This window comes from Stenotrophomonas sp. P2112 (genome assembly GCF_041897515.1).
GTDB classification, from domain to species: domain Bacteria; phylum Pseudomonadota; class Gammaproteobacteria; order Xanthomonadales; family Xanthomonadaceae; genus Stenotrophomonas; species Stenotrophomonas sepilia.
Genome location: NZ_CP169216.1, coordinates 3,267,896 through 3,286,062, shown reverse-complemented (window position 1 = coordinate 3,286,062; position 18,167 = coordinate 3,267,896). Strand labels below are relative to the sequence as shown.

19 protein-coding genes are annotated in these 18,167 nt (G+C 66.9%); 11 read left to right on the top strand and 8 right to left on the bottom strand.

Annotated elements, in window-relative coordinates:
• Positions 1-64 precede the first annotated feature (64 nt).
• A complete protein-coding gene (locus ACEPA4_RS15260; protein WP_065178188.1) occupies positions 65-802 on the bottom strand; it encodes a 16S rRNA (uracil(1498)-N(3))-methyltransferase in 738 nt (245 codons plus the stop codon).
• The gene (bioA, locus tag ACEPA4_RS15255) at positions 793-2,184 is read right to left on the bottom strand and encodes an adenosylmethionine--8-amino-7-oxononanoate transaminase (protein ID WP_065185422.1); all 1,392 of its coding nucleotides are present in this window, start codon (positions 2,182-2,184) and stop codon (positions 793-795) included. The genes ACEPA4_RS15260 and bioA overlap by 10 nt, the downstream gene beginning before the upstream one ends.
• Positions 2,185-2,261: 77 nt before the next feature.
• Here bioA and nudE point away from each other — a divergent pair, with 77 nt between their 5' ends.
• The 7 genes from nudE (at position 2,262) to gcvH (ending at position 7,004) form a co-directional block, all read left to right on the top strand.
• Positions 2,262-2,825: an ADP compounds hydrolase NudE gene (gene nudE / locus ACEPA4_RS15250; protein WP_005418435.1), complete on the top strand. Its 564-nt coding sequence runs from the start codon at positions 2,262-2,264 to the stop codon at positions 2,823-2,825.
• Positions 2,822-3,625, top strand: a complete 804-nt coding sequence (cysQ, locus tag ACEPA4_RS15245; RefSeq protein WP_053499520.1) for a 3'(2'),5'-bisphosphate nucleotidase CysQ — start codon at positions 2,822-2,824, stop codon at positions 3,623-3,625. Before nudE ends, cysQ begins: the two co-directional genes overlap by 4 nt.
• Before the next feature lie 13 nt (positions 3,626-3,638).
• Positions 3,639-4,478, top strand: a complete 840-nt coding sequence (mazG, locus tag ACEPA4_RS15240; RefSeq protein WP_065185423.1) for a nucleoside triphosphate pyrophosphohydrolase — start codon at positions 3,639-3,641, stop codon at positions 4,476-4,478.
• Entirely contained in the window at positions 4,475-4,804 is a 330-nt protein-coding gene (locus ACEPA4_RS15235) for a YnfA family protein (RefSeq protein WP_053499515.1), read from the top strand. The genes mazG and ACEPA4_RS15235 overlap by 4 nt, the downstream gene beginning before the upstream one ends.
• Positions 4,805-4,940: 136 nt before the next feature.
• Positions 4,941-5,243 carry a DUF962 domain-containing protein gene (locus ACEPA4_RS15230; protein ID WP_065178192.1) on the top strand — a complete coding sequence of 101 codons (303 nt, stop codon included), beginning with the start codon at positions 4,941-4,943 and terminating at the stop codon, positions 5,241-5,243.
• 159 nt (positions 5,244-5,402) lie between these two features.
• Positions 5,403-6,515, top strand: a complete 1,113-nt coding sequence (gcvT, locus tag ACEPA4_RS15225; RefSeq protein ID WP_005418427.1) for a glycine cleavage system aminomethyltransferase GcvT — start codon at positions 5,403-5,405, stop codon at positions 6,513-6,515.
• A 93-nt stretch (positions 6,516-6,608) separates the two neighbouring features.
• The gene (gcvH, locus tag ACEPA4_RS15220) at positions 6,609-7,004 is read left to right on the top strand and encodes a glycine cleavage system protein GcvH (protein WP_005418426.1); all 396 of its coding nucleotides are present in this window, start codon (positions 6,609-6,611) and stop codon (positions 7,002-7,004) included.
• A 292-nt stretch (positions 7,005-7,296) separates the two neighbouring features.
• Here gcvH and ACEPA4_RS15215 read toward each other — a convergent pair whose 3' ends face one another.
• On the bottom strand, positions 7,297-7,668 hold the full coding sequence (locus tag ACEPA4_RS15215) for a hypothetical protein (RefSeq protein WP_139727521.1): 372 nt from the start codon (positions 7,666-7,668) through the stop codon (positions 7,297-7,299).
• Between the two features lie 111 nt (positions 7,669-7,779).
• On the opposite strand from ACEPA4_RS15215, the gene ACEPA4_RS15210 reads away from it, so the two are divergent.
• Complete coding sequence (locus ACEPA4_RS15210; RefSeq protein WP_032954412.1) at positions 7,780-8,286, top strand: hypothetical protein; 507 nt, start codon at positions 7,780-7,782, stop codon at positions 8,284-8,286.
• 64 nt (positions 8,287-8,350) lie between these two features.
• On the opposite strand, the gene ACEPA4_RS15205 is transcribed toward ACEPA4_RS15210, so the two are convergent.
• Entirely contained in the window at positions 8,351-9,265 is a 915-nt protein-coding gene (locus ACEPA4_RS15205; RefSeq protein WP_005418424.1) for a LysR family transcriptional regulator, read from the bottom strand.
• A gap of 114 nt (positions 9,266-9,379) precedes the next feature.
• Here ACEPA4_RS15205 and ACEPA4_RS15200 point away from each other — a divergent pair, with 114 nt between their 5' ends.
• Positions 9,380-10,138 carry an SDR family NAD(P)-dependent oxidoreductase gene (locus ACEPA4_RS15200; protein WP_139727519.1) on the top strand — a complete coding sequence of 253 codons (759 nt, stop codon included), beginning with the start codon at positions 9,380-9,382 and terminating at the stop codon, positions 10,136-10,138.
• Between the two features lie 146 nt (positions 10,139-10,284).
• On the opposite strand, the gene ACEPA4_RS15195 is transcribed toward ACEPA4_RS15200, so the two are convergent.
• Positions 10,285-11,685, bottom strand: coding sequence for a serine hydrolase (locus ACEPA4_RS15195; protein WP_065185425.1), 1,401 nt, complete (start codon positions 11,683-11,685; stop codon positions 10,285-10,287).
• A gap of 285 nt (positions 11,686-11,970) precedes the next feature.
• Between ACEPA4_RS15195 and ACEPA4_RS15190 the strand changes: the two genes are divergently transcribed.
• On the top strand, positions 11,971-13,299 hold the full coding sequence (locus ACEPA4_RS15190; protein WP_005418421.1) for an NTP/NDP exchange transporter: 1,329 nt from the start codon (positions 11,971-11,973) through the stop codon (positions 13,297-13,299).
• A gap of 42 nt (positions 13,300-13,341) precedes the next feature.
• Positions 13,342-13,692 (top strand): DUF1304 domain-containing protein, encoded by a 351-nt coding sequence (locus tag ACEPA4_RS15185; RefSeq protein WP_005418419.1) that lies wholly within the window; start codon positions 13,342-13,344, stop codon positions 13,690-13,692.
• A 509-nt stretch (positions 13,693-14,201) separates the two neighbouring features.
• Here the strand turns inward: ACEPA4_RS15185 and ACEPA4_RS15180 are convergent.
• The 3 genes from ACEPA4_RS15180 to ACEPA4_RS15170 form a co-directional block, all read right to left on the bottom strand.
• Positions 14,202-14,669, bottom strand: coding sequence for a hotdog fold domain-containing protein (locus ACEPA4_RS15180; RefSeq protein ID WP_262090299.1), 468 nt, complete (start codon positions 14,667-14,669; stop codon positions 14,202-14,204).
• Between the two features lie 76 nt (positions 14,670-14,745).
• Positions 14,746-17,223: an acyl-CoA dehydrogenase gene (locus ACEPA4_RS15175; RefSeq protein ID WP_005418415.1), complete on the bottom strand. Its 2,478-nt coding sequence runs from the start codon at positions 17,221-17,223 to the stop codon at positions 14,746-14,748.
• Positions 17,220-18,137: an alpha/beta fold hydrolase gene (locus ACEPA4_RS15170; RefSeq protein WP_164093665.1), complete on the bottom strand. Its 918-nt coding sequence runs from the start codon at positions 18,135-18,137 to the stop codon at positions 17,220-17,222. Before ACEPA4_RS15170 ends, ACEPA4_RS15175 begins: the two co-directional genes overlap by 4 nt.
• Positions 18,138-18,167 lie beyond the last annotated feature (30 nt).

Below are 18,167 nucleotides of genomic sequence, written 5' to 3'. Positions count from 1 at the left end.
GCTGGCCGGCAACCTCATGATCCCGTGGATGCCGGCCAGCGGCCGGCACTACCACGAACCTGTCTTATCCCAGGTCGCCCAACCGCGCCTGCAACGCCGCGATCGCGGCCAGTCCGGCCGTTTCCGTGCGCAGGATCCGCGGGCCCAGCTGCAGTCCCTGGAACCCGGCCGCTGCCAGCTGGTCGCGGTCGCGCGGGGACCAGCCTCCTTCCGGGCCGATCGCAAGCACGAGGCCCCCTGCCGGAGCGGCCGTCAGCGTCGACAGGCGATGTGCGCCCCGCGGGTCCAGGGTCAGCCGCAGCGTATCGGCCGGCAGTACCGCCGCAGCCTGCGCCAGCGACAGCGGCGAACCCACCTGCGGGATGCGCGCACGCCCGGACTGGCCGCAGGCCGACGTCACCACGTTGTTCCAGTGCGCCACGCGCTTCTCGGCCCGTGCTGGATCGAGCTTCACCTCGGTGCGCTCGGCGTTGACCGGAATGATCGCCGCCACGCCCAGTTCGGTGGCCTTCTGCAGGATCAGGTCCATCTTCTCGCCACGGGCGATGCCCTGCAGCAGGGTGATCGCCAGCGGTGATTCATTGTCGATGGCCTGCACAGCATCGATGCGGACCTGTACCTCGCGCTTGCCGGCCACGGTCAGTGTCGCGCTGTAGTCGTTGCCATCGCCGTTGAACAGCACGCACGTATCGCCCTCGCGCAGGCGCATCACCCGCACCAGGTGGTTGGCCGTCTCTTCCGGCAGGGTCACGGTCTGGCCGCTGTGCAGCGCCAGGTCGATGGGGCAGCGGGTCACGCGCATGCAATCGCCTCGTCGATGGCCGCCAGCGTGGTGTGTGCCAGCAGCTCCAGTTGTTCGTCATCCACGCAATAGGGTGGCATCCAGTACAGCACGTCGCCCAGCGGGCGCAGCACCACGCCGCGCTTGAGGGCGGCCTTGTAAGCGTGCAGGCCCAGCCGCAGGCCCGGATCGAAAGGCGTGCGCCTGTTGCCGTCGCGCGACAGCTCGAACGCCACCACCATGCCGGCCTGGCGCACGTCGGCCACGTGCGGATGGTCGGAAAATGGCGCCGCCAGCGTGCCCATCACCGACGCGATGCCCCGGTTGCGGGCGATCACATCGTCGTCGCGGAAGATGTCCAGCGTCGCCAGTGCTGCCGCGCAGGCCAGCGGATTGCCGGTGTAGCTGTGCGAATGCAGGAAGGCGCGCTCGCGCGAGTCGTCGAGGAAGGCGTCGTACAGCGCCTGCGTGGACAGCACGGCGGCCAGCGGCAGGAAGCCGCCGGTCAGGCCCTTGGAAAGGCACATCAGGTCCGGCATCACCCCTGCCTGCTCGCAGGCGAACAGGGTGCCGGTGCGGCCGAATCCGGTGGCGATCTCGTCGGCGATCATGAACGCGCCATGGGCATCGCACAGTTCGCGCACGCGCTGCAGATAGACCGGGTCATGCATGCGCATGCCGCCGGCACACTGCAGGCGCGGTTCCAGGATCACCGCGCAGATCTCGCCCGGATGCTGGTCGAACAGCGTGGCCAAGCCGTCGGCAGCCTGCCGTGCGCGATCTGCCGCGCTCTGGCCCGGTTCGGCCAGGTAGGCATCGGGCGATGGCGCGAACAGGCCTTCGGCCAGCAGCGGTGCATAGACGCGGCGATACAGCGGAATATCGCCCAGCGCCAGCGCACCCAGGGTCTCGCCGTGGTAGCCGTTTTCCAGCGCGATGAAGCGCGTGCGCCGTGGCTCGCCGCGGTTCTGGAAATACTGGAAGGCCATCTTCAGCGCCACTTCCACGCCGGCCGAGCCGTTGTCGGCGTAGAACACTTTGGCCAACGGCGCGCGGCCGGGCTGGCGTGGCGCCAGCGCCAGCAGGCGCTCGGCCAGGGTGATCGCCGGTTCGTGGCCGAAGCCCGCCAGCATCACCTGTTCCAGCTGCCCGGCCTGCGCCGCGATGGCGCCGCCGATGCGCGGCTCGGCATGGCCGAACAGGTTGGTCCACCAGCTGCTGACGGCGTCCAGGTAGCGGTGGCCGTCGTGGTCGATCAGCCATGCGCCTTCACCGCGGGCGATCGGCACCAGTGGCAGGGTGTCCGGATGCTCACGCATCTGCGTGCACGGGTGCCACAGCACCTGCAGGTCGCGTTGCCGCCAGTGCTGGGCCAGCGGGGAGGGGGTTGGGTCTGCTAGCATTTCGGGCTCATGAACATGTTGCTGCCTGCACATTCTATCGGCCCCGGCGCTGGCGCCGGCCGCCGCGGAGATTCCGCATGAACGATGACCGTGCCGGCCGTCGCTTGCCGATCATCCATCGGATCACCGATGAGGAGAACGGCCCCTTCCAGCGCCAGCATCTGGACCTGGAATTCTCCAACGGTGAACGTCGCCGGTTCGAGCGCCTGGTCAGCCGTGGCCACGGCGCGGTGGTGGTGGTGCCGATGCTCGACGATGAGACCGTGCTGCTGGTGCGTGAATACGCCGCCGGCATGCACCGCTACGAACTGGGCCTGGTCAAGGGCCGGATCGACGCCGGCGAAACCCCCGAGCAGGCCGCCGACCGCGAGCTGAAGGAAGAAGCCGGTTACGGTGCGCGCCGGGTCGACGTGCTGCGCGCAATGACCCTTGCCCCGACCTACATGAGCCACCAGTCGTGGCTGGTGGTGGCGCGCGACCTGTACCCGGAAAAGCTGGCCGGCGACGAGCCGGAAGAACTGGAAGTGGTGCCGTGGAAGCTGGCCGAACTGGACCAGCTGATGTTGCGCGAGGACTTCTCCGAGGGACGCTCGCTGGCGGCGCTGTTCATTGCCCGCCAGTGGCTGCAGGGAACGCGATGATCAAACTGACCACGGACCTGCGCGAGACCGCCATCGCCATCGCCCAGCAGGCCGGCCAAGCCATCATGCAGGTGTATGCCGATGGATTCGAGGTCCAGATCAAGGACGACAACAGCCCGGTCACCGCGGCCGACCTGGCGGCCAACCAGGTCATTGAGCTGGGCCTGCGGCAGCTGACACCGGACCTGCCGATCCTGTCCGAGGAATCGGCGCAGGTGGGCTGGGAGCAGCGCCGCCATTGGGGCGCTTACTGGCTGGTGGATCCGCTCGACGGTACCCGCGAGTTCGTCAAGCGCAACGGCGAATTCAGCGTCAACATCGCCTTGATCTACCAGGGCGCGCCGGCCTTTGGTGTGGTGCTGGCGCCGGTCACCGGCATCGTCTGGCATGCCATGCGCGGCGAGCTGGCCTATCGGCGGCAGGGCCTGCATGACACCGTGCTGCGCACCCGCACGCCGGCCACGGCTCCGCTGCGCGTTGCCGCCAGCCGCTCGCACCGCTCGCCGGAAACCGAGGCGCTGCTGGCGCGCATGGGCCGCATCGAGACCATCGCACAGGGCTCGTCACTGAAATTCTGCCGGATCGCCGAAGGCGGCCTGGATGTCTATCCGCGGCTGGGCCCGACCTCCGAATGGGATACCGCCGCCGGCCAGTGCGTGCTGCATGCCGCCGGCGGCGCGGTGCTGTCGGCGGCGACCGGCAAGCCGTTCCGCTACAACCGCCGCGAGACACTGTTGAACGGCGATTTCATTGCCCTTGGTGATACCAGCCTGCCATGGCGCGACTGGTTGTCCGACTGATCCTGGAGGCCCCATGAGCGCGCACGACACCCCCACCACCGGCAGCGCCGCAAGCAGCGAACTGGAGCGCCTGCTGGCGATCATGGCGCGGCTGCGTGACCCGCAGGGCGGCTGCCCGTGGGATCTGGAGCAGAACTTCGCGACCATCGCCCCCTACACCATCGAGGAAGCCTACGAAGTCGCCGATGCGATCGACCGGGGTGACCTGGACGATCTCTGCGACGAGCTCGGCGACCTGCTGCTGCAGGTGGTGTTCCACGCACGCATGGCCGAGGAGCAGGGCGCGTTTGCCTTCGCCGAGGTCGCCCGTGCGATCAGCGACAAGATGCAGCGCCGCCACCCGCACGTGTTCGCCGATGTCAGCGTGGACGATGCCGACGGGGTGACGCGCAACTGGGAGGCGATCAAGCGCGCCGAGCGTGCCGCCAAGGGCGAGCAGGACACCTCCGCACTGGCCGGTATCTCGCGCGGCCTGCCGGAATGGCAGCGGGCGGTGAAGCTGCAGTCGCGCGCGGCCAAGGTCGGATTCGACTGGCCGGGTCCGCTGCCGGTGCTGGACAAGGCCGCCGAGGAGCTGCAGGAGCTGCGCGAGGAGTTCGAACGTGGCGATGTCGCGGGCAACAAGGCGCGCCTGCAGGAAGAACTGGGCGACCTGCTGTTCGTCTGCGCGAACCTGGCGCGTCATGCCGATATCGATCTGGGCGCTGCACTGCGTGGTGCCAACCACAAGTTCGAGCGTCGCTTCCGCGCGATGGAAGCGCAGGCCGACGCACAGGGTGACGCGTTGGCCGAACTGGACCTGGATGCGCAGGAAGCACTGTGGCATCAGGCCAAGGCAGCAGAGAAGGCGTGAAAACGCTCGGCCTGTTCCTGCTGACCGCGCTGGCCGAGATCGTCGGCTGCTACCTGCCATGGTTGTGGCTGCGCAAGGGAGGCAGCGTCTGGCTGCTGCTGCCGGCGGCGGCCAGCCTGGCCGTGTTCGCCTGGCTGCTGACCCTGCACCCGACGGCCAGTGGACGGGTCTATGCCGCCTACGGTGGCGTCTACATCGGCACCGCGCTGTTCTGGCTGTGGCTGGTCGATGGCATTCGTCCCAGCCGCTGGGACCTGCTGGGCGCAGCGCTGTGCTTGGCCGGCATGGCGGTGATCATGTTCGGGCCGCGCACTTCATCAGTGTAGAGCCGAGCCATGCTCGGCTGCTCTTCCTTCCGGCCGCGCTGGCACGCGCAAGCCGAGCATGGCTCGGCTCTACAAGGGCAGCGCTGCCTTCCGGAAGGCGCATGATGTGGGCGACCCTGGTCCCCGGAGCCTGCTCATGTCCCGCTTCGCCAGCTTCCGCGAGTTCTATCCGTTCTATCTCAGCGAGCACCGCCACCCGGTATCGCGGCGGCTGCACTTCATCGGCAGTTGCGGGGTCCTGCTGCTGGTCGCCACTGCCTCGCTGCGCGGCCAGCCGCTGTTCCTGCTTGGCGCCCTGTTCTGCGGCTACGGGTTCGCCTGGGTCGGCCATTTTTTCTTCGAGAAGAACAGACCGGCGACGTTCCGCCATCCGCTGTACTCGTTCATGGGTGACTGGGTGATGTTCCTCGACATCCTGCGTGGGCGGGTGCGCCTGTAGCGGGCGGCTGCGGCGCCTTGCGGGCATTGCCTCGCCGGCAGAGGAAAGGGCGGGGCGGGTTGCACTTCCGCTTGCATGAACCGCTGCGCTGCGGCACGCCTGCGGGCGACCGATCTGGGATAATGGGGTTTCCTGTTTCCTCTGCTGCCGGACCCGGTCATGACCCAGAAGACGCTGCTCAACGATACCCACCGCGCCCTTGGCGCCAAGATGGTCGATTTCGGGGGTTGGGACATGCCCATCCACTACGGCTCGCAGCTGGACGAGCACCATCTGGTGCGCCGTGAGTCCGGCGTGTTCGACGTCAGCCACATGACGGTGGTCGACCTGCGCGGTGACCAGGTCAAGCCGTTCCTGCGCCGCCTGCTGGCCAACTCGGTCGACAAGCTGAAGGTGACCGGCAAGGCACTGTACTCGTGCATGCTGAATCCGCGCGGCGGCGTCATCGACGACCTGATCGTCTACTACCTGGGCGACGACTTCTTCCGCATGGTGGTCAATGCCTCTACCCGCGAGAAGGACCTGGCCTGGCTGCGCGAGCAGGCTGCGCCGTTCGGCGTCGCCGTCGAGCAGCGCCCGGACCTGGCCATCCTCGCCGTGCAGGGCCCGCAGGCGCGCGACATCGTGATCGGCCTGGCCCGCGAAGCCGACCGCGCAGCGTTGACCAAGCTGGGCCGCTTCGCCGCCCTGCAGGTGCAGTCCGATGACGGCGTCGAGCTGTTCGTCGCGCGCACCGGCTACACCGGTGAAGATGGTTTCGAGATCCTGCTTCCGCAGGACGCCGTGGTCGCCTTCTGGAACCGCCTGCTGGCGGCGGGCGTGAAGCCGGCCGGCCTTGGCGCGCGCGACACCCTGCGCCTGGAAGCTGGCATGAACCTGTACGGCCAGGACATGGACGAAGAGATCAGCCCGTACGAAGCGGCGCTGGCCTGGACCGTGTCGCTGGACGAAGGCCGCGACTTCATCGGCCGCGACGTGCTGGAGGCGCAGAAGAGCGCCGGCACCGCGCGCCAGATGATCGGTCTGGTGATGGACGAGAAGGGCGTGCTGCGCCACGGCCAGACGGTCACCACGGCCAGCGGCCAGGGCGAGATCCTGTCCGGCACCTTCTCGCCGACGCTGGCCAAGGGCATCGCCTTCGCCCGCGTGCCGGCCGGTGAACTCGGCGAGGTCACCGTCGACATCCGCGGCCGTCAGGTGCCGGTGCGGGTGGTCAAGTTCCCGTTCGTTCGGGAAGGCCAGGCGCAGCCCGGCGTGCTCACCGACGCCTGATCCGTACGTGCCGGTCGTCACTGACAGCAGTGGCGGCCGGTTGGTTACACTAGCCCCGTTTTTTCCACCCCTGCATATCTCTGGAGCAGTCCCATGAGCGAGATCCCCGGCGACCTCAAGTTCCTCAAGTCCCATGAGTGGGCCCGTGTCGAAGGCAATGGCCGCGTCACCGTCGGTATTTCCGACCACGCCCAGGGCCTGCTGGGTGACCTGGTCTACGTCGAACTGCCGGAAGTCGGCGCCGACGCCAAGGCTGGCGAGCAGATCGCCGTCGTCGAGTCGGTGAAGGCCGCCTCGGACGTCTACAGCCCGATCAGCGGCAAGGTCGTCGAGGTCAACTCGGCCCTGTCCGACAAGCCGGAAACCATCAACGAAGATGCCTACGGCGAAGGCTGGATGTTCGTGGTCGAACTGACCAACGCCGATGAGGTCAACGAGCTGCTGGACCCGGACGCGTACGCCGAAGCCCTGGAGAACGAAGACCACTGAGTCGTCGTTTCCGGATTCTGGAACGGCCACCTTCGGGTGGCCGTTTTTGTTTTGGCGACTGCACCGGACTCATGACGCGGGGTTCGCTGCGCACCCTCGGCGTGGCATCAGCCGACAGGCGAACGGTGCCGATGGGCGTGCGCAGTTTTGCGCAAATCCGCGTTTCAGCCCCGCGCCGACGCACTCGGATGTGAAAACTTTTCGCCCCCTGTTGCGGCGCTGTTGTGCTGGCGTTGGTGGCGGCGCCGGTGACCATCGACGTCGCACGCGCGATGCCGTTGCGAGTCTGTGTCTAGATGCGCGGAGTGCTTATTTCAAGTGCTTTTTGTTCAACGTATGCATCGATGCCGGTGCATGCAGCACGCTTGCGCGACGCTTCAACCGCCATGGCGGGCCGCGTAGAGCAGTGGCGCCGACGGCACTCGGAAAGGCGCGGATGTGAAAATTTTTCGCGGGGGTTGTTGACAGTAAAAAAAACCGTGATTAGGTTTCGCCTCAGCAGACCTTGCCTGCCCAACCGAGTGCGCAGAATCAATCGTCCGATGCGAAGCAGCCCCTTCAAGACCACCGCGACCCTGATGACGGTGGACACGGCCCCGCTTCCCCCGGAGAAATGCAAGGCACCTTCCGTTCCGATGTCCGCTCCGCCGATCGAGGCGGGCATCGCCGCATCCGTAACGGCGCGCTTGACGCGCCGGCGGCCCCCGCACGCAGCATCCGCGGGTTTGATCCAACTGGGCGTTTCAACTCCCTATCACTGACGAGGAGCCATCCCATGGCAACCAAGAAAGCTGCGAAGAAGAAGCCCGCCGCCAAGAAAGCGGTGAAGAAGGTCGCGAAGAAGGCCGCTGCCAAGAAGGCAGTGAAGAAGGTCGCGAAGAAGGCGACTGCCAAGAAGGCAGTGAAGAAGGCGGCGAAGAAGGTCGCCAAGAAGACCACTGCGAAGAAGGCAGTGAAGAAGGCGGCGAAGAAGGTCGCCAAGAAGTCCACTGCCAAGAAGGCCGTCAAGAAGACCGCGAAGAAGGCGGCCAAGAAGGCCACCAAGAAGACTGCCAAGAAGGCTACGGCCCGCAAGCCGGCCAAGAAGGTCGCAAAGAAGGCGACTGCCAAGAAGGCCGTCAAGAAGACCGCCAAGAAGGCAGTAAAGAAGACCGCGAAGAAGGCCACCAAGAAGGCTGCCCCGAAGAAGGCAGCGAAGAAGGTTGCCAAGCGCAAGCCGGCCGCCCGCAAGAAGAAGGCCGCTCCGGTCGCTCTGCCGGCAACCCCGGCGCCGCTGATCTAAGTACTTCCCGATAGCCGCATCCTGAAACCCCCTTCCCTGGCTGCCCAGCGGGGAGGGGGTTTTTTTATGGGCGGCTTCGGTCGCCTGGTTGGGCGATTGCCGGCGGGAATCGTTCCACCAGGAAGTCGAGGAAGCTGCGCAGGCGGGTGGAATGGTAACGATCGTGCGCATAGACCACATGCATCGGCCGACCGGCCTGGCCGTGCCCTGGGAGCAGCTGCACCAGTCGCCCAGCCTCGACATCGGCTGCCAGCAGCAGCGTCGACTGCAGGATGATGCCCAGGCCATGCAGCGCCGCCGAACGCAGCGCTTCGCCATTGTTGATCTGCAGCCGGCCGTCGGGCACGTGGTCGAGCTCGCCAGCGTCGTCCTGCAGCCACTGTGCAAGTGCACTCGGTTCGAACGACAGGCATTGATGGCCGGCAAGTGCATGCACGCTGTCTGGCGTGCCATGCCTGGCCAGATACGCCGGCGAGGCGCACATCATCAGGCGATAAGGGGCCAGGGCTCGCGCCACCAGCACGCTGCTGTCGGCCAGCGTGCCGATCCGCAGCGCCGCTTCGAAGCCCTCTTCGGCGAGGTCGACTACGCGATCGGTCAGCGTCGCTTCGACCCGGACATCCGGATGGCGCGCCATGTACTCGGCCAGTGCCGGTACCAGTGCATGCGTACCGAAGATCACCGGTGCACTGATGCGCAGCGTGCCCGCCGGTGCCAGGTGCTGGTGCTGCGCCTGCGCATCGGTTTCGTCCACCAGGCGCAGGATCTCCCGGCAGCGCGTGTAGTAGTCCTGGCCGAACGGCGTCGTGTGCTGGCGCCGGGTGGTTCGGCTCAACAGCTGCATGCCCAGCCGTGATTCCAATGCACGCAGATGCTTGCCGGCCATCGTCGCGGAGATGTCCATCGCCGCAGCTGCAGCACTGAGGCTGCCCTTGTCCACGATCAGCACGTAGACCTGCATGCTTTCCAGCAGGTTCATCTGACACCCCGGGTGTTGAATGCTGAAACCTGCGCGGAGTTTATCAATCAGGGGTGATCAAACAGCATGTCGTGCAAGGGCTGGATTGGCCGGCCATGCGGACAGGAGAACACCATGGACTTGAATCTTGCAGGCCGCACCGCTTTGGTGACGGGCGCGGCCAGCGGCATCGGTGCCGCCGTCGCCAGGCAGCTGGCGGCCCAGGGCGTGCGCATTGCCATCACGTCACGGCAGCGGGCACCGCTGCAGGCGCTTGCGGCGCGGATCGAAGCCGAAGGCGGCGCGGCACCGGTCATCGTGGCCGGCGATGTCACCGTGGCCGGTGACGTCCGGTACATCGCGCAGGCATCCCGGGAGGCATTGCAACGCGTCGACATCCTGGTCAACGCCGCAGGTGGCTCCCGGCCGACCACCGTCGATGCCGATGATGATGTCTGGGAGGAAGCGATCGCCCTGAACTTTTCCGCCGCGCGGCGGATGACCCAGGCGCTGTTGCCTGGCATGCAGGCGCAGGCATGGGGACGGGTGATCAATTTCAGTGGTTCGATGGAACCGCGTGCGGTGAACGCGGCCACTGCGGCGAAGGCGGCGCTGCATCTGTGGAGCAAGGGGCTGTCGTCGGAGGTGGCCGGGCAGGGCATTACGGTGAATGCGATTGCACCGGGGCGCATCAACAGCGCGCAGATCCTGGAACGCCTGCATCCCACCGAGGAATGCCGACGTGCGTTCATCGCCAGCAACATCCCGATCGGACGCTTCGGTGAACCCGAGGAAGTGGCGCCACTGGTGGCGTTCCTGTCCTCGCCGCTGGCCGGCTACATCACAGGCGCGGTGATTCCGGTGGACGGCGGCATGCACTACTTCGCGCACTAATGCTGCGGAGCTGTAGAGCCGAGCCCATGCTCGGCCACCTTGCGCCAGGATTCCGCTCAGCCGAGCACGGCTCGGCTCGGCCCTACACAACAACAAAAAGGGCGGCCCGCAGGCCGCCCTTCGCACACCCGATCGAGCCCGCCTTATCAGCGCGGCGACGCCACCGCACGATTGCCCGAGGCGCCCTTGCCCTTGCGCTTGTCCTGCTGGGCCGGGCTGGCGCCCTCGGCCATCAGGTTGTCGCTGCCGAAGTCGGTGTCCACGTCCAGCCAGCGCTGCGCCGGCAGGCCGAGCGCGGAGTCGAGCACGGTCGGCAGCAGGCCGCTGGGCAGGCTGCTTTCGCCATTCCACATGATGGCGATGCCCAGATCGCGTTCCGGCACCAGCGCGACCAGGCCGCGATAGCCCTGCACGGCACCGGCATGGAACACCACGTCGTGGCCGGCGTAGTCGAAGGTGCGCCAGCCCAGGGCGTAGCCGGCCGAGTGCAGGCGCTCGCGGCGCCAGCCAGAACGCATCTCGCCGGGGGTGCTGATCAGGCTCGAATGCAGGGTGGCCAGCAGCGGTGCCGGCAGCACGTCGGGGCGGTGGCCGGTGTGGGCGAGCAGCCACTGCGCCATGTCGCTGGCGCTGGCATTGACGCCGGCCGCCGGGGCGACCCGGTAGTAGGTCGGCTTCGGCGTCAGCGAGACCCAGCCGTTGCGGCCGCGCACATGCGGACGCGCCCAGCGCGAGCTGGCCTGGATGCCGGCCAGGCCGAGGCTGGCATCGTTCATGCCCAGCGGCTTGAAGATGCGGCGCTCGACCGACTGCTCGTAGAAGCTGCCGGAGGCCGCGTAGACGACATCGCCGATCAGGCTGAAGGCTACGTTCTGGTAGGCATAGCAGTCGCCCGGCAGGCACTTCAGGCTGGTGTTGGCCAGTTTCTGGGTCAGCGCGTAGTACTCGGCGTTGCCTTCGATGTCGCGGTCGTAGGCGTTGTAGGGCAGGCCGACGCGATGGCTGAGCACGTCGGCCACGGTCAGGCGATCAGTGGCTTCCGGCGAGTTCAGGCGGAAGCCCGGCACATAGTCGGTGACCTTGCTGTCCCAGCGCAGCGTGCCGTCGTTGACCAGCAGGCCGGCCATGGTGCCGGCGAAGGCCTTGGACAGCGAGGCCAGGCGGAACACGGTGTGGGCATCGACCGGCAGCGGGTTGTTGACGTCGGTAACGCCATAGCCGCGCGCGCTGAGGATGCGGCCGCCCTGCACGATCGCCACGGCCATGCCCGGCACGCGTTCGCCATAGGTGAGCTGCTGCGCCATCGATTCGATGTTGGCGACGTTGAAGCCGGGCGCCGGGGCCTGCACGCGCGGCACCAGGCCGGTGCGGTAGGCCGCCGGCTGGGTGTGGGCGACAGTGGGACCCGCAGCGGATTCGATGTTGGTCGGCATCGGCGGCAATGCCGGCGGTGTCTGCGCGGTGGTGGACAAGGCAACGGGCATCAGCATGCCCAGCAAACCGGTGGCCGCCGAACGGATCGGGCGACGCAGGCTGTTCTTTTTCATCGGTTGGACCCGTGCGCGACTGCTGATGGCGATTCTAGCGCCGCTTTTCCCTTGTGCACAAACAAAGCGAAGATGAATGCGCATCTCGTTGAAAAATTTGGAATTTGAGGCGCTGGAAGCATGTATCGGAACGTGTCATCCCGGGCTGATCAGCGGGGCTGATCCGCCCGCAGGAAGGCGCGTCGCGCTGGCGATGTTGCGGTGCATTGGCTAACGTACGCGTTTCATCGCCCCGGAGCCTGCCATGCCGCTGTCCAACCGCCGTCTTCAGGCGAGGGACACCGCGTGAGTGCGGTACGGGGGAAGGGGCCGCTGCAGGGCCTGACGGCGGCACTGCGCGAGTCGCCGGCGCTGTGGTGGTCGTTCCTGTACTTCTTCTGCCTGCTCAGCGGCTACTACGTGCTGCGCCCGGTGCGTGAGGCCATGGCCGCCTCGGCAGACCTGGAAACGGTGTTCCCGCCCGTGCTGATCGCCTGGTTCGCCAACCACGGCGTCGCGTTGAAGGACTTCGTGCTGCAGTTCCTGTTCTCCTGCGTGTTCGTGATCATGCTGGTGCTGCAGCCGGTGTACGGCTGGCTGGTCAGCCGCTTCCCACGACGGGTGTTCCTGCCGGCGGTGTATGGCTTCTTCATCGTGACCCTGCTGGGCTTCTACATGATGTTCGATAGCGGCGTGCCGGGCCGCGGCATGGCCTTCTTCTTCTGGATCACCGTCTTCAACCTGTTCGCGGTGGCGGTGTTCTGGAGCTTCATGGCCGATGTGTTCTCCAATGTGCAGGCCCGGGCCTTCTATGGATACATTGGCGCGGCGGGCACCGTCGGTGCCTTCCTCGGCCCGTTGATCACCAGTGCGCTGGTGCAGCGCGTGGGCATCGCCAACCTCATGCTGGTCTCGGCGGGATTCCTGGTCGTGTGCCTGTTGTGCATCTGGCGGCTGCGGCACTGGGCGGTGCTGCGCGAACGCGAGCAGCAGCTGGTGTCCGGCGAGCAGCCGATGGGCGGCAGCGTGCTGGACGGCCTGAAATTGATCGTGCGCGAGCCGCTGCTGCGCTGGCTGGCGGTGATGGTGGTGTTCGGGGTGGGCGTCGGCACGCTGCTGTACAACCAGCAGGCCAGCATCGTGCGCGCGGCCTTCACCGACCCGGCGGCCAGTACCGCGTTCTTCTCGCGCATCGACCTGGCGGTGAATGCGCTGGCGCTGTTGATGCAGCTGGGCCTGACCCGTTGGTTGCTGTCGCGCCACGGCATCGCGCCGGCACTGCTGATTCCCGGTTTCGCGATCCTGATCGGCTTTTCGGTGCTGGCGGCCTCGCCGATGCCGCTGATGGTCGCGGTGGTGCAGGTGATGACCCGGGCCAGCGAATTCGCACTGGCCAAGCCGGCGCGCGAGACAATCTACACGCGCGTGGACCGGCAGTGGCGCTACAAGGCCGGCGCAGCGATCGACACCGTGGTCTACCGCGGTGCGGACCTGAGCTTTGCCTGGGTGCACAAGGGCCTGTCATTGTTCGGCTCGCACGTAGTGTTCATCGGCGGCATGCTGGTGGCCGCGTGCATGACCGCAGCCGCGTTCGGTGTACTGCGCGAAGAAAAGAAACTGCCGCGCGACCGATGATTTCCCGGGCTCCGAGCCCCATCCCTGTCCAAGGAACCGCCCATGTACTGGATCGCACTCGCCCTGACCTTGCTGGTCGCACTGCTGCACGTCTATTTCCTGGCGCTGGAGATGTTCCTGTGGACCCGCCCGCTGGGTCTGAAGACGTTCCGCAACACGCCGGAGAAGGCGGCGACCACGCGCGTGCTGGCGGCCAACCAGGGCTTGTACAACGGCTTCCTGGCAGCAGGCATCGTGGTGGGACTGGTGATCGGGCAGCCGGTGCTGGTGACGTTCTCGCTGGCCTGCGTGGTGGTGGCGGGGTGCTATGGGGCGTACAGCGTGAGCCGCCGGATCTTCATGATCCAGGCGGTGCCTGCGATCCTGGCGTTGGTGTTTCGCGCGGTAGCGTAGTTTCCAGCCAACGGCGCAGCCCCTCGTGGAGTGGTCGCGTAAAGCGGGTCATGTGTTGGGTGTGGCGGGTGGGCCGTGCAGGGGACGCTGCAAGTACGTCCATGTAAGCTCGATGGCGCCATCCATGGCGCCAACGCCCCTGCACGGCCCACCCGCCCCACCCCTGACAGTTTCCGTGGGCGGCCAGCCCACGGAGAAGAAAAAGAAGATCAACAGCAACAGCGGATCGCTGCGCTCGTGGGTTCTGCGCGCATGAAAAAAGCGGCCGGTGGGCCGCTTTTGCTTTTGCTTTTGCTCTTGCTCTTCTTTTTTCTCTTGCGTGGGTGGACGCCACAGAGATCTGTCAGAGGTCGGAGGGGTGGGGCCGGGCGGGGTATCCGCGCCATGGATGGCGCGGCTAAGCCTACACGGACGTACTTGCGGCGTCCCCGCCCGGCCCCACCCCTCCGGCCAGCCTATAAACCGCATTTCGCGACCCACCCACGAGGGGCTGCGCCGTTCGCGGGAACTTACTTCGCCGGCGACATCCACATGTCGATGACCGCGCTGAACACTTCCGTCCCCGCGCGGTCGCGCACGCTGACCGTCACCGGCAGCGCATAGCCCTCGGCCGCGACCACAATCGGCTGTGCCGGCAGCGCCACCGCCTGCAGCGTGCCACGCGCCTTGGCCAGGTACTGCACCTGCATCCCCTTCGGGATCCAGCGCATGCCCTTCGGCAGCGATGCATCGACCATCAACCCGGCGGTCAGTTCGGCCAGGTTGCACATCGCGATCGCGTGCACCGTGCCGATGTGGTTGCGCACCCTGCGGCGGTCGGCCAGCGTGCCTTCGCAGCGGCCGTGTTCCAGGCGGGTGATGCGTGGCGCGATGCTGGCGAAGTAGGGCGCCTTGAAGCACACCGCGCGCGAGAACAGCCAGGTGCCGGCGGGCCAGCGCTGCAGGCGTTTGTAAAGCGAGAGCAGGGGCGTGGACATGAGGGGTATTCCGTTCGGCGGATAACGCGACGGCGGGCCGAGGCCCGCCGTCGAAGGCAACGCGTGTCGCGGGCGATCAGGCCGCCTGCGAATGCGGATCCTTGTGCTGGCGGTCGTAGTAGCTGGCCGCGCGCAGTTCGTGGGTGTCGAAGTCGTCCACGGTGATGGTGTCCAGGGTGAGCGTGCGCAGCTCTTCCAGCAGGCTGCGCTCATCCTGAGTGATCACGCCCTCGGCCACGGCTTCGTCCAGCTGCGCCTTGAAGTCCAGCGCCTCGATGCCCTTGCTCTTCAGCGCCTTGAGGAACTTGCGCTCCACCGGCTCGGCCATGATCGCCTTGCTCAGGTAACTGTTGATGCGGCCACCCGGGTTGTTCTCGCACGGGGTCAGGAACACGCCATTGGCGAGACGGTCGCGGGCTTCATTCGGTGCCATCAGCAGGGCGGCGACGCGGCGGCTCAGGCGATCACCCGGAGCCTCGGCACGACGGCCCAACGGGAAGATGAGCGCCCACATCAGCCAGCCGATCGGACGGATCGGGAAGTTGCGCAGCGCGGCCGACAGCGACTCTTCGATCTTGTGCACGCTGTCATGGAAGGCCCAGGCCAGCAGCGGCTGGTCGGCCTGCGGTGCACCTTCGTCGTGGTAGCGCTTGAGCATGGCGCTGGTCATGTAGACATGGCTCAGCACGTCGCCCAGGCGACCGGACAGCGATTCCTTGAACTTCAGCTTGCCGCCCAGGGTCATCATCGAGATGTCGGCCATCAGCGCCAGGTTGGCCGAGTAGCGGTCCAGCTTGCGGAAGTAGCGGCGGGTATAGGCGTCGCCCGGGGCGGCACCGAAGCGCGCGCCGGTCAGGCCGAACCAGAACGAACGCACGGCATTGGAGATGCCGAAGCGGATGTGGCCGAACAGGCTGCGGTCGAACTCCTGCAGGCCGGCACGGGTATCCGGATCCTGCGCGGCCTTCATTTCCTTCAGCACCCACGGGTGGCAGAGGATCGCACCCTGGCCGAAGATCAGCAGGCTGCGGGTCATGATGTTGGCGCCTTCCACGGTGATCGCGATCGGCGCGGCCTGCCAGCTGCGGCCGGCGAAGTTGCGCGGCCCCAGGATGATGCCCTTGCCGCCGATCACGTCCATCATGTCCGAGATCACTTCACGGCTCATGGTGGTGCAGTGGTACTTGGCGATCGCCGACGGCACCGACGGCACATCGCCGCGGTCAACCGCAGCGGCGGTGGCCTGCGACAGCGCACTGATCTTGTACGCCTTGCCGCCGATGCGGGCCAGCGCTTCTTCCACGCCCTCGAAGCGGCCGACCGACAGGCCGAACTGCTTGCGGATGCGCGCATAGGCGCCGGTCACGGCGGCACCGGCCTTGGCACCGCCGCTGGCGGTGGACGGCAGGGTGATCGAGCGGCCCACCGCCAGGCACTCGTTGAGCATGTTCCAGCCCTTGCCGGCCATGGCCGCGCCACCGATCAGCTGGGTCAGCGGGATGAACACATCCTTGCCCCGGATCGGACCATTCTGGAAGGTCGAGTTCAGCGGGAAGTGGCGACGACCGATCTCCACGCCGGCTGTGTCGCGCGGCAGCAGGCCCAGGGTGATGCCGATATCGCGGGTATCGCCGATCAGGCCATCGGGATCGTACATGCGGAAGGCCAGGCCGATCAGCGAGGCGACCGGTGCCAGGGTGATGTAGCGCTTGTCGAAGGTCAGCTTGACGCCGAGCACCTGCTCGCCGTTCCACTCGCCCTTGCAGACGATGCCGTAATCGGGAATCGAGGTGGCGTCGGAACCGGCGAACGGACCGGTCAGGCCGAAGCAGGGCACTTCACGGCCATCGGCCAGGCGCGGCAGGTACTGGTCCTTCTGTTCCTGGGTGCCGTAATGCACCAGCAGTTCACCCGGGCCCAGCGAGTTGGGTACGCCGACGGTGGAGCTGACCACCGAGGACACCGAGGCCAGCTTCTGGATCACCTTGTGGTGGGCCAGCGCGGAGAAGCCCAGGCCGCCGTACTCCTTCGGGATGATCATGCCGAAGAACTTGTTCTTCTTGATGAAGGCCCACAGCTCCGGCGGCAGGTCGGCGTGGACGTGGGTGATTTCCCAGTCGTTGACCATCGTGCACAGCTCTTCCACCGGGCCATCGAGGAAGGCCTGTTCTTCAGCAGTCAGCTGCGGCTTGGGGTAGTTGAGCAGGATGTTCCAGTCCGGATCACCGGTGAACAGTTCGCCCTCGAAACCAACCGAACCGGTTTCCAGCGCGATGCGCTCGGTCTGCGACAGCGGCGGCAGCACCTTGCGGAACACCTTCATCATCGGGCCGGTCAGCAGCGGCTTGCGGATGAACGGCAGCAGCAGCGGCACGGCGATCACCGCCAGCACCGCCGCAGCGACGATGGTGGCGGTCTGGTTGACGTAGGGAATGAACCAGCAGGCGGCCAGCAGGGCCACGCTGATCAGCGTCCAGGTAACCAGCCGCATGCGGTGGTAGGCGACGAAGGCGCCTGCCAGCAGCAGGGCGAGGAAGGGAAGAACGATGCTCATGAGCGTGCTCCGGTAACGTGCTCGTTTGTGGCGGACGAAGCCGCAGCGTCCGCTGCGGGCAACACGTCCAGATAGTCCAACACAGTAGCGGTAAAGGCGTCGTTGTCATCGCCGGCGACCATGTGGGTCGCTTGCGGCAGCTGTACATGGCGCGCATGCGGCGCCAGCGCCAGGAATTCGGCCACGGTCTGCGGCGTGACCAGGTCGCTGCGGCCGCCGCTGACCAGCAGCAGCGGGCACTTCACCTGGCGTGCGGCCTCGGCCAGTGCGTCCTGGTGCTGTTCGCTGTCGCGGGCCAGCTCGGCCACCAGGCGTGGGTCCCAATGCCAGCGCCAGCGCCCGTGGCCGTCCTCGCGCAGCAGCGCACGCAGCGACTGCTCGGATTTGCGCGGCCGGTGCGGCATGTAGGCCGAGATCACGTCGGCGGCCTGGGTCAGCGAGGCGAAGCCGTCGGGATGGGCGGTCATGAAGGCGAGGATGCGCTCGACACCCGCGGTATCCCAGCGCGGGGTGATGTCGACCAGCACCATGGCCGAGAACAGGCCCGGCCAGCGCGATTCGGCCAGCAGGCCGAACAGGCCACCCATCGAAGCGGCAACCAGTACCGGCGGGCGCGGCTGTTCGCCGGCCAGCACGATCAGGTCGTCGGCGAACTGTTCGCCGTGATAGGGCAGATCGGTGCCATTCCAGTCGGAATCGCCATGGCCGCGGGCGTCGTAGGCCAGCGTCTGCAGGCCGGCCGCGTTCAGTGCGCGGGCAGTGGCGTTCCAGGCATGGCGGGTCTGGCCGAAGCCATGGGCGAACAGGACCCGGCCGCGCCGGCCATGCTCGCTGGCGGTCGCCGCCAGGCGGGCGCCATGGGCGGCGTCCAGGCGCAGGTCATTGAACGCAGCGGGAGTTGGGGACATAACCATACTTGCTAGTATGGAGAGCTTCGAGGGGAA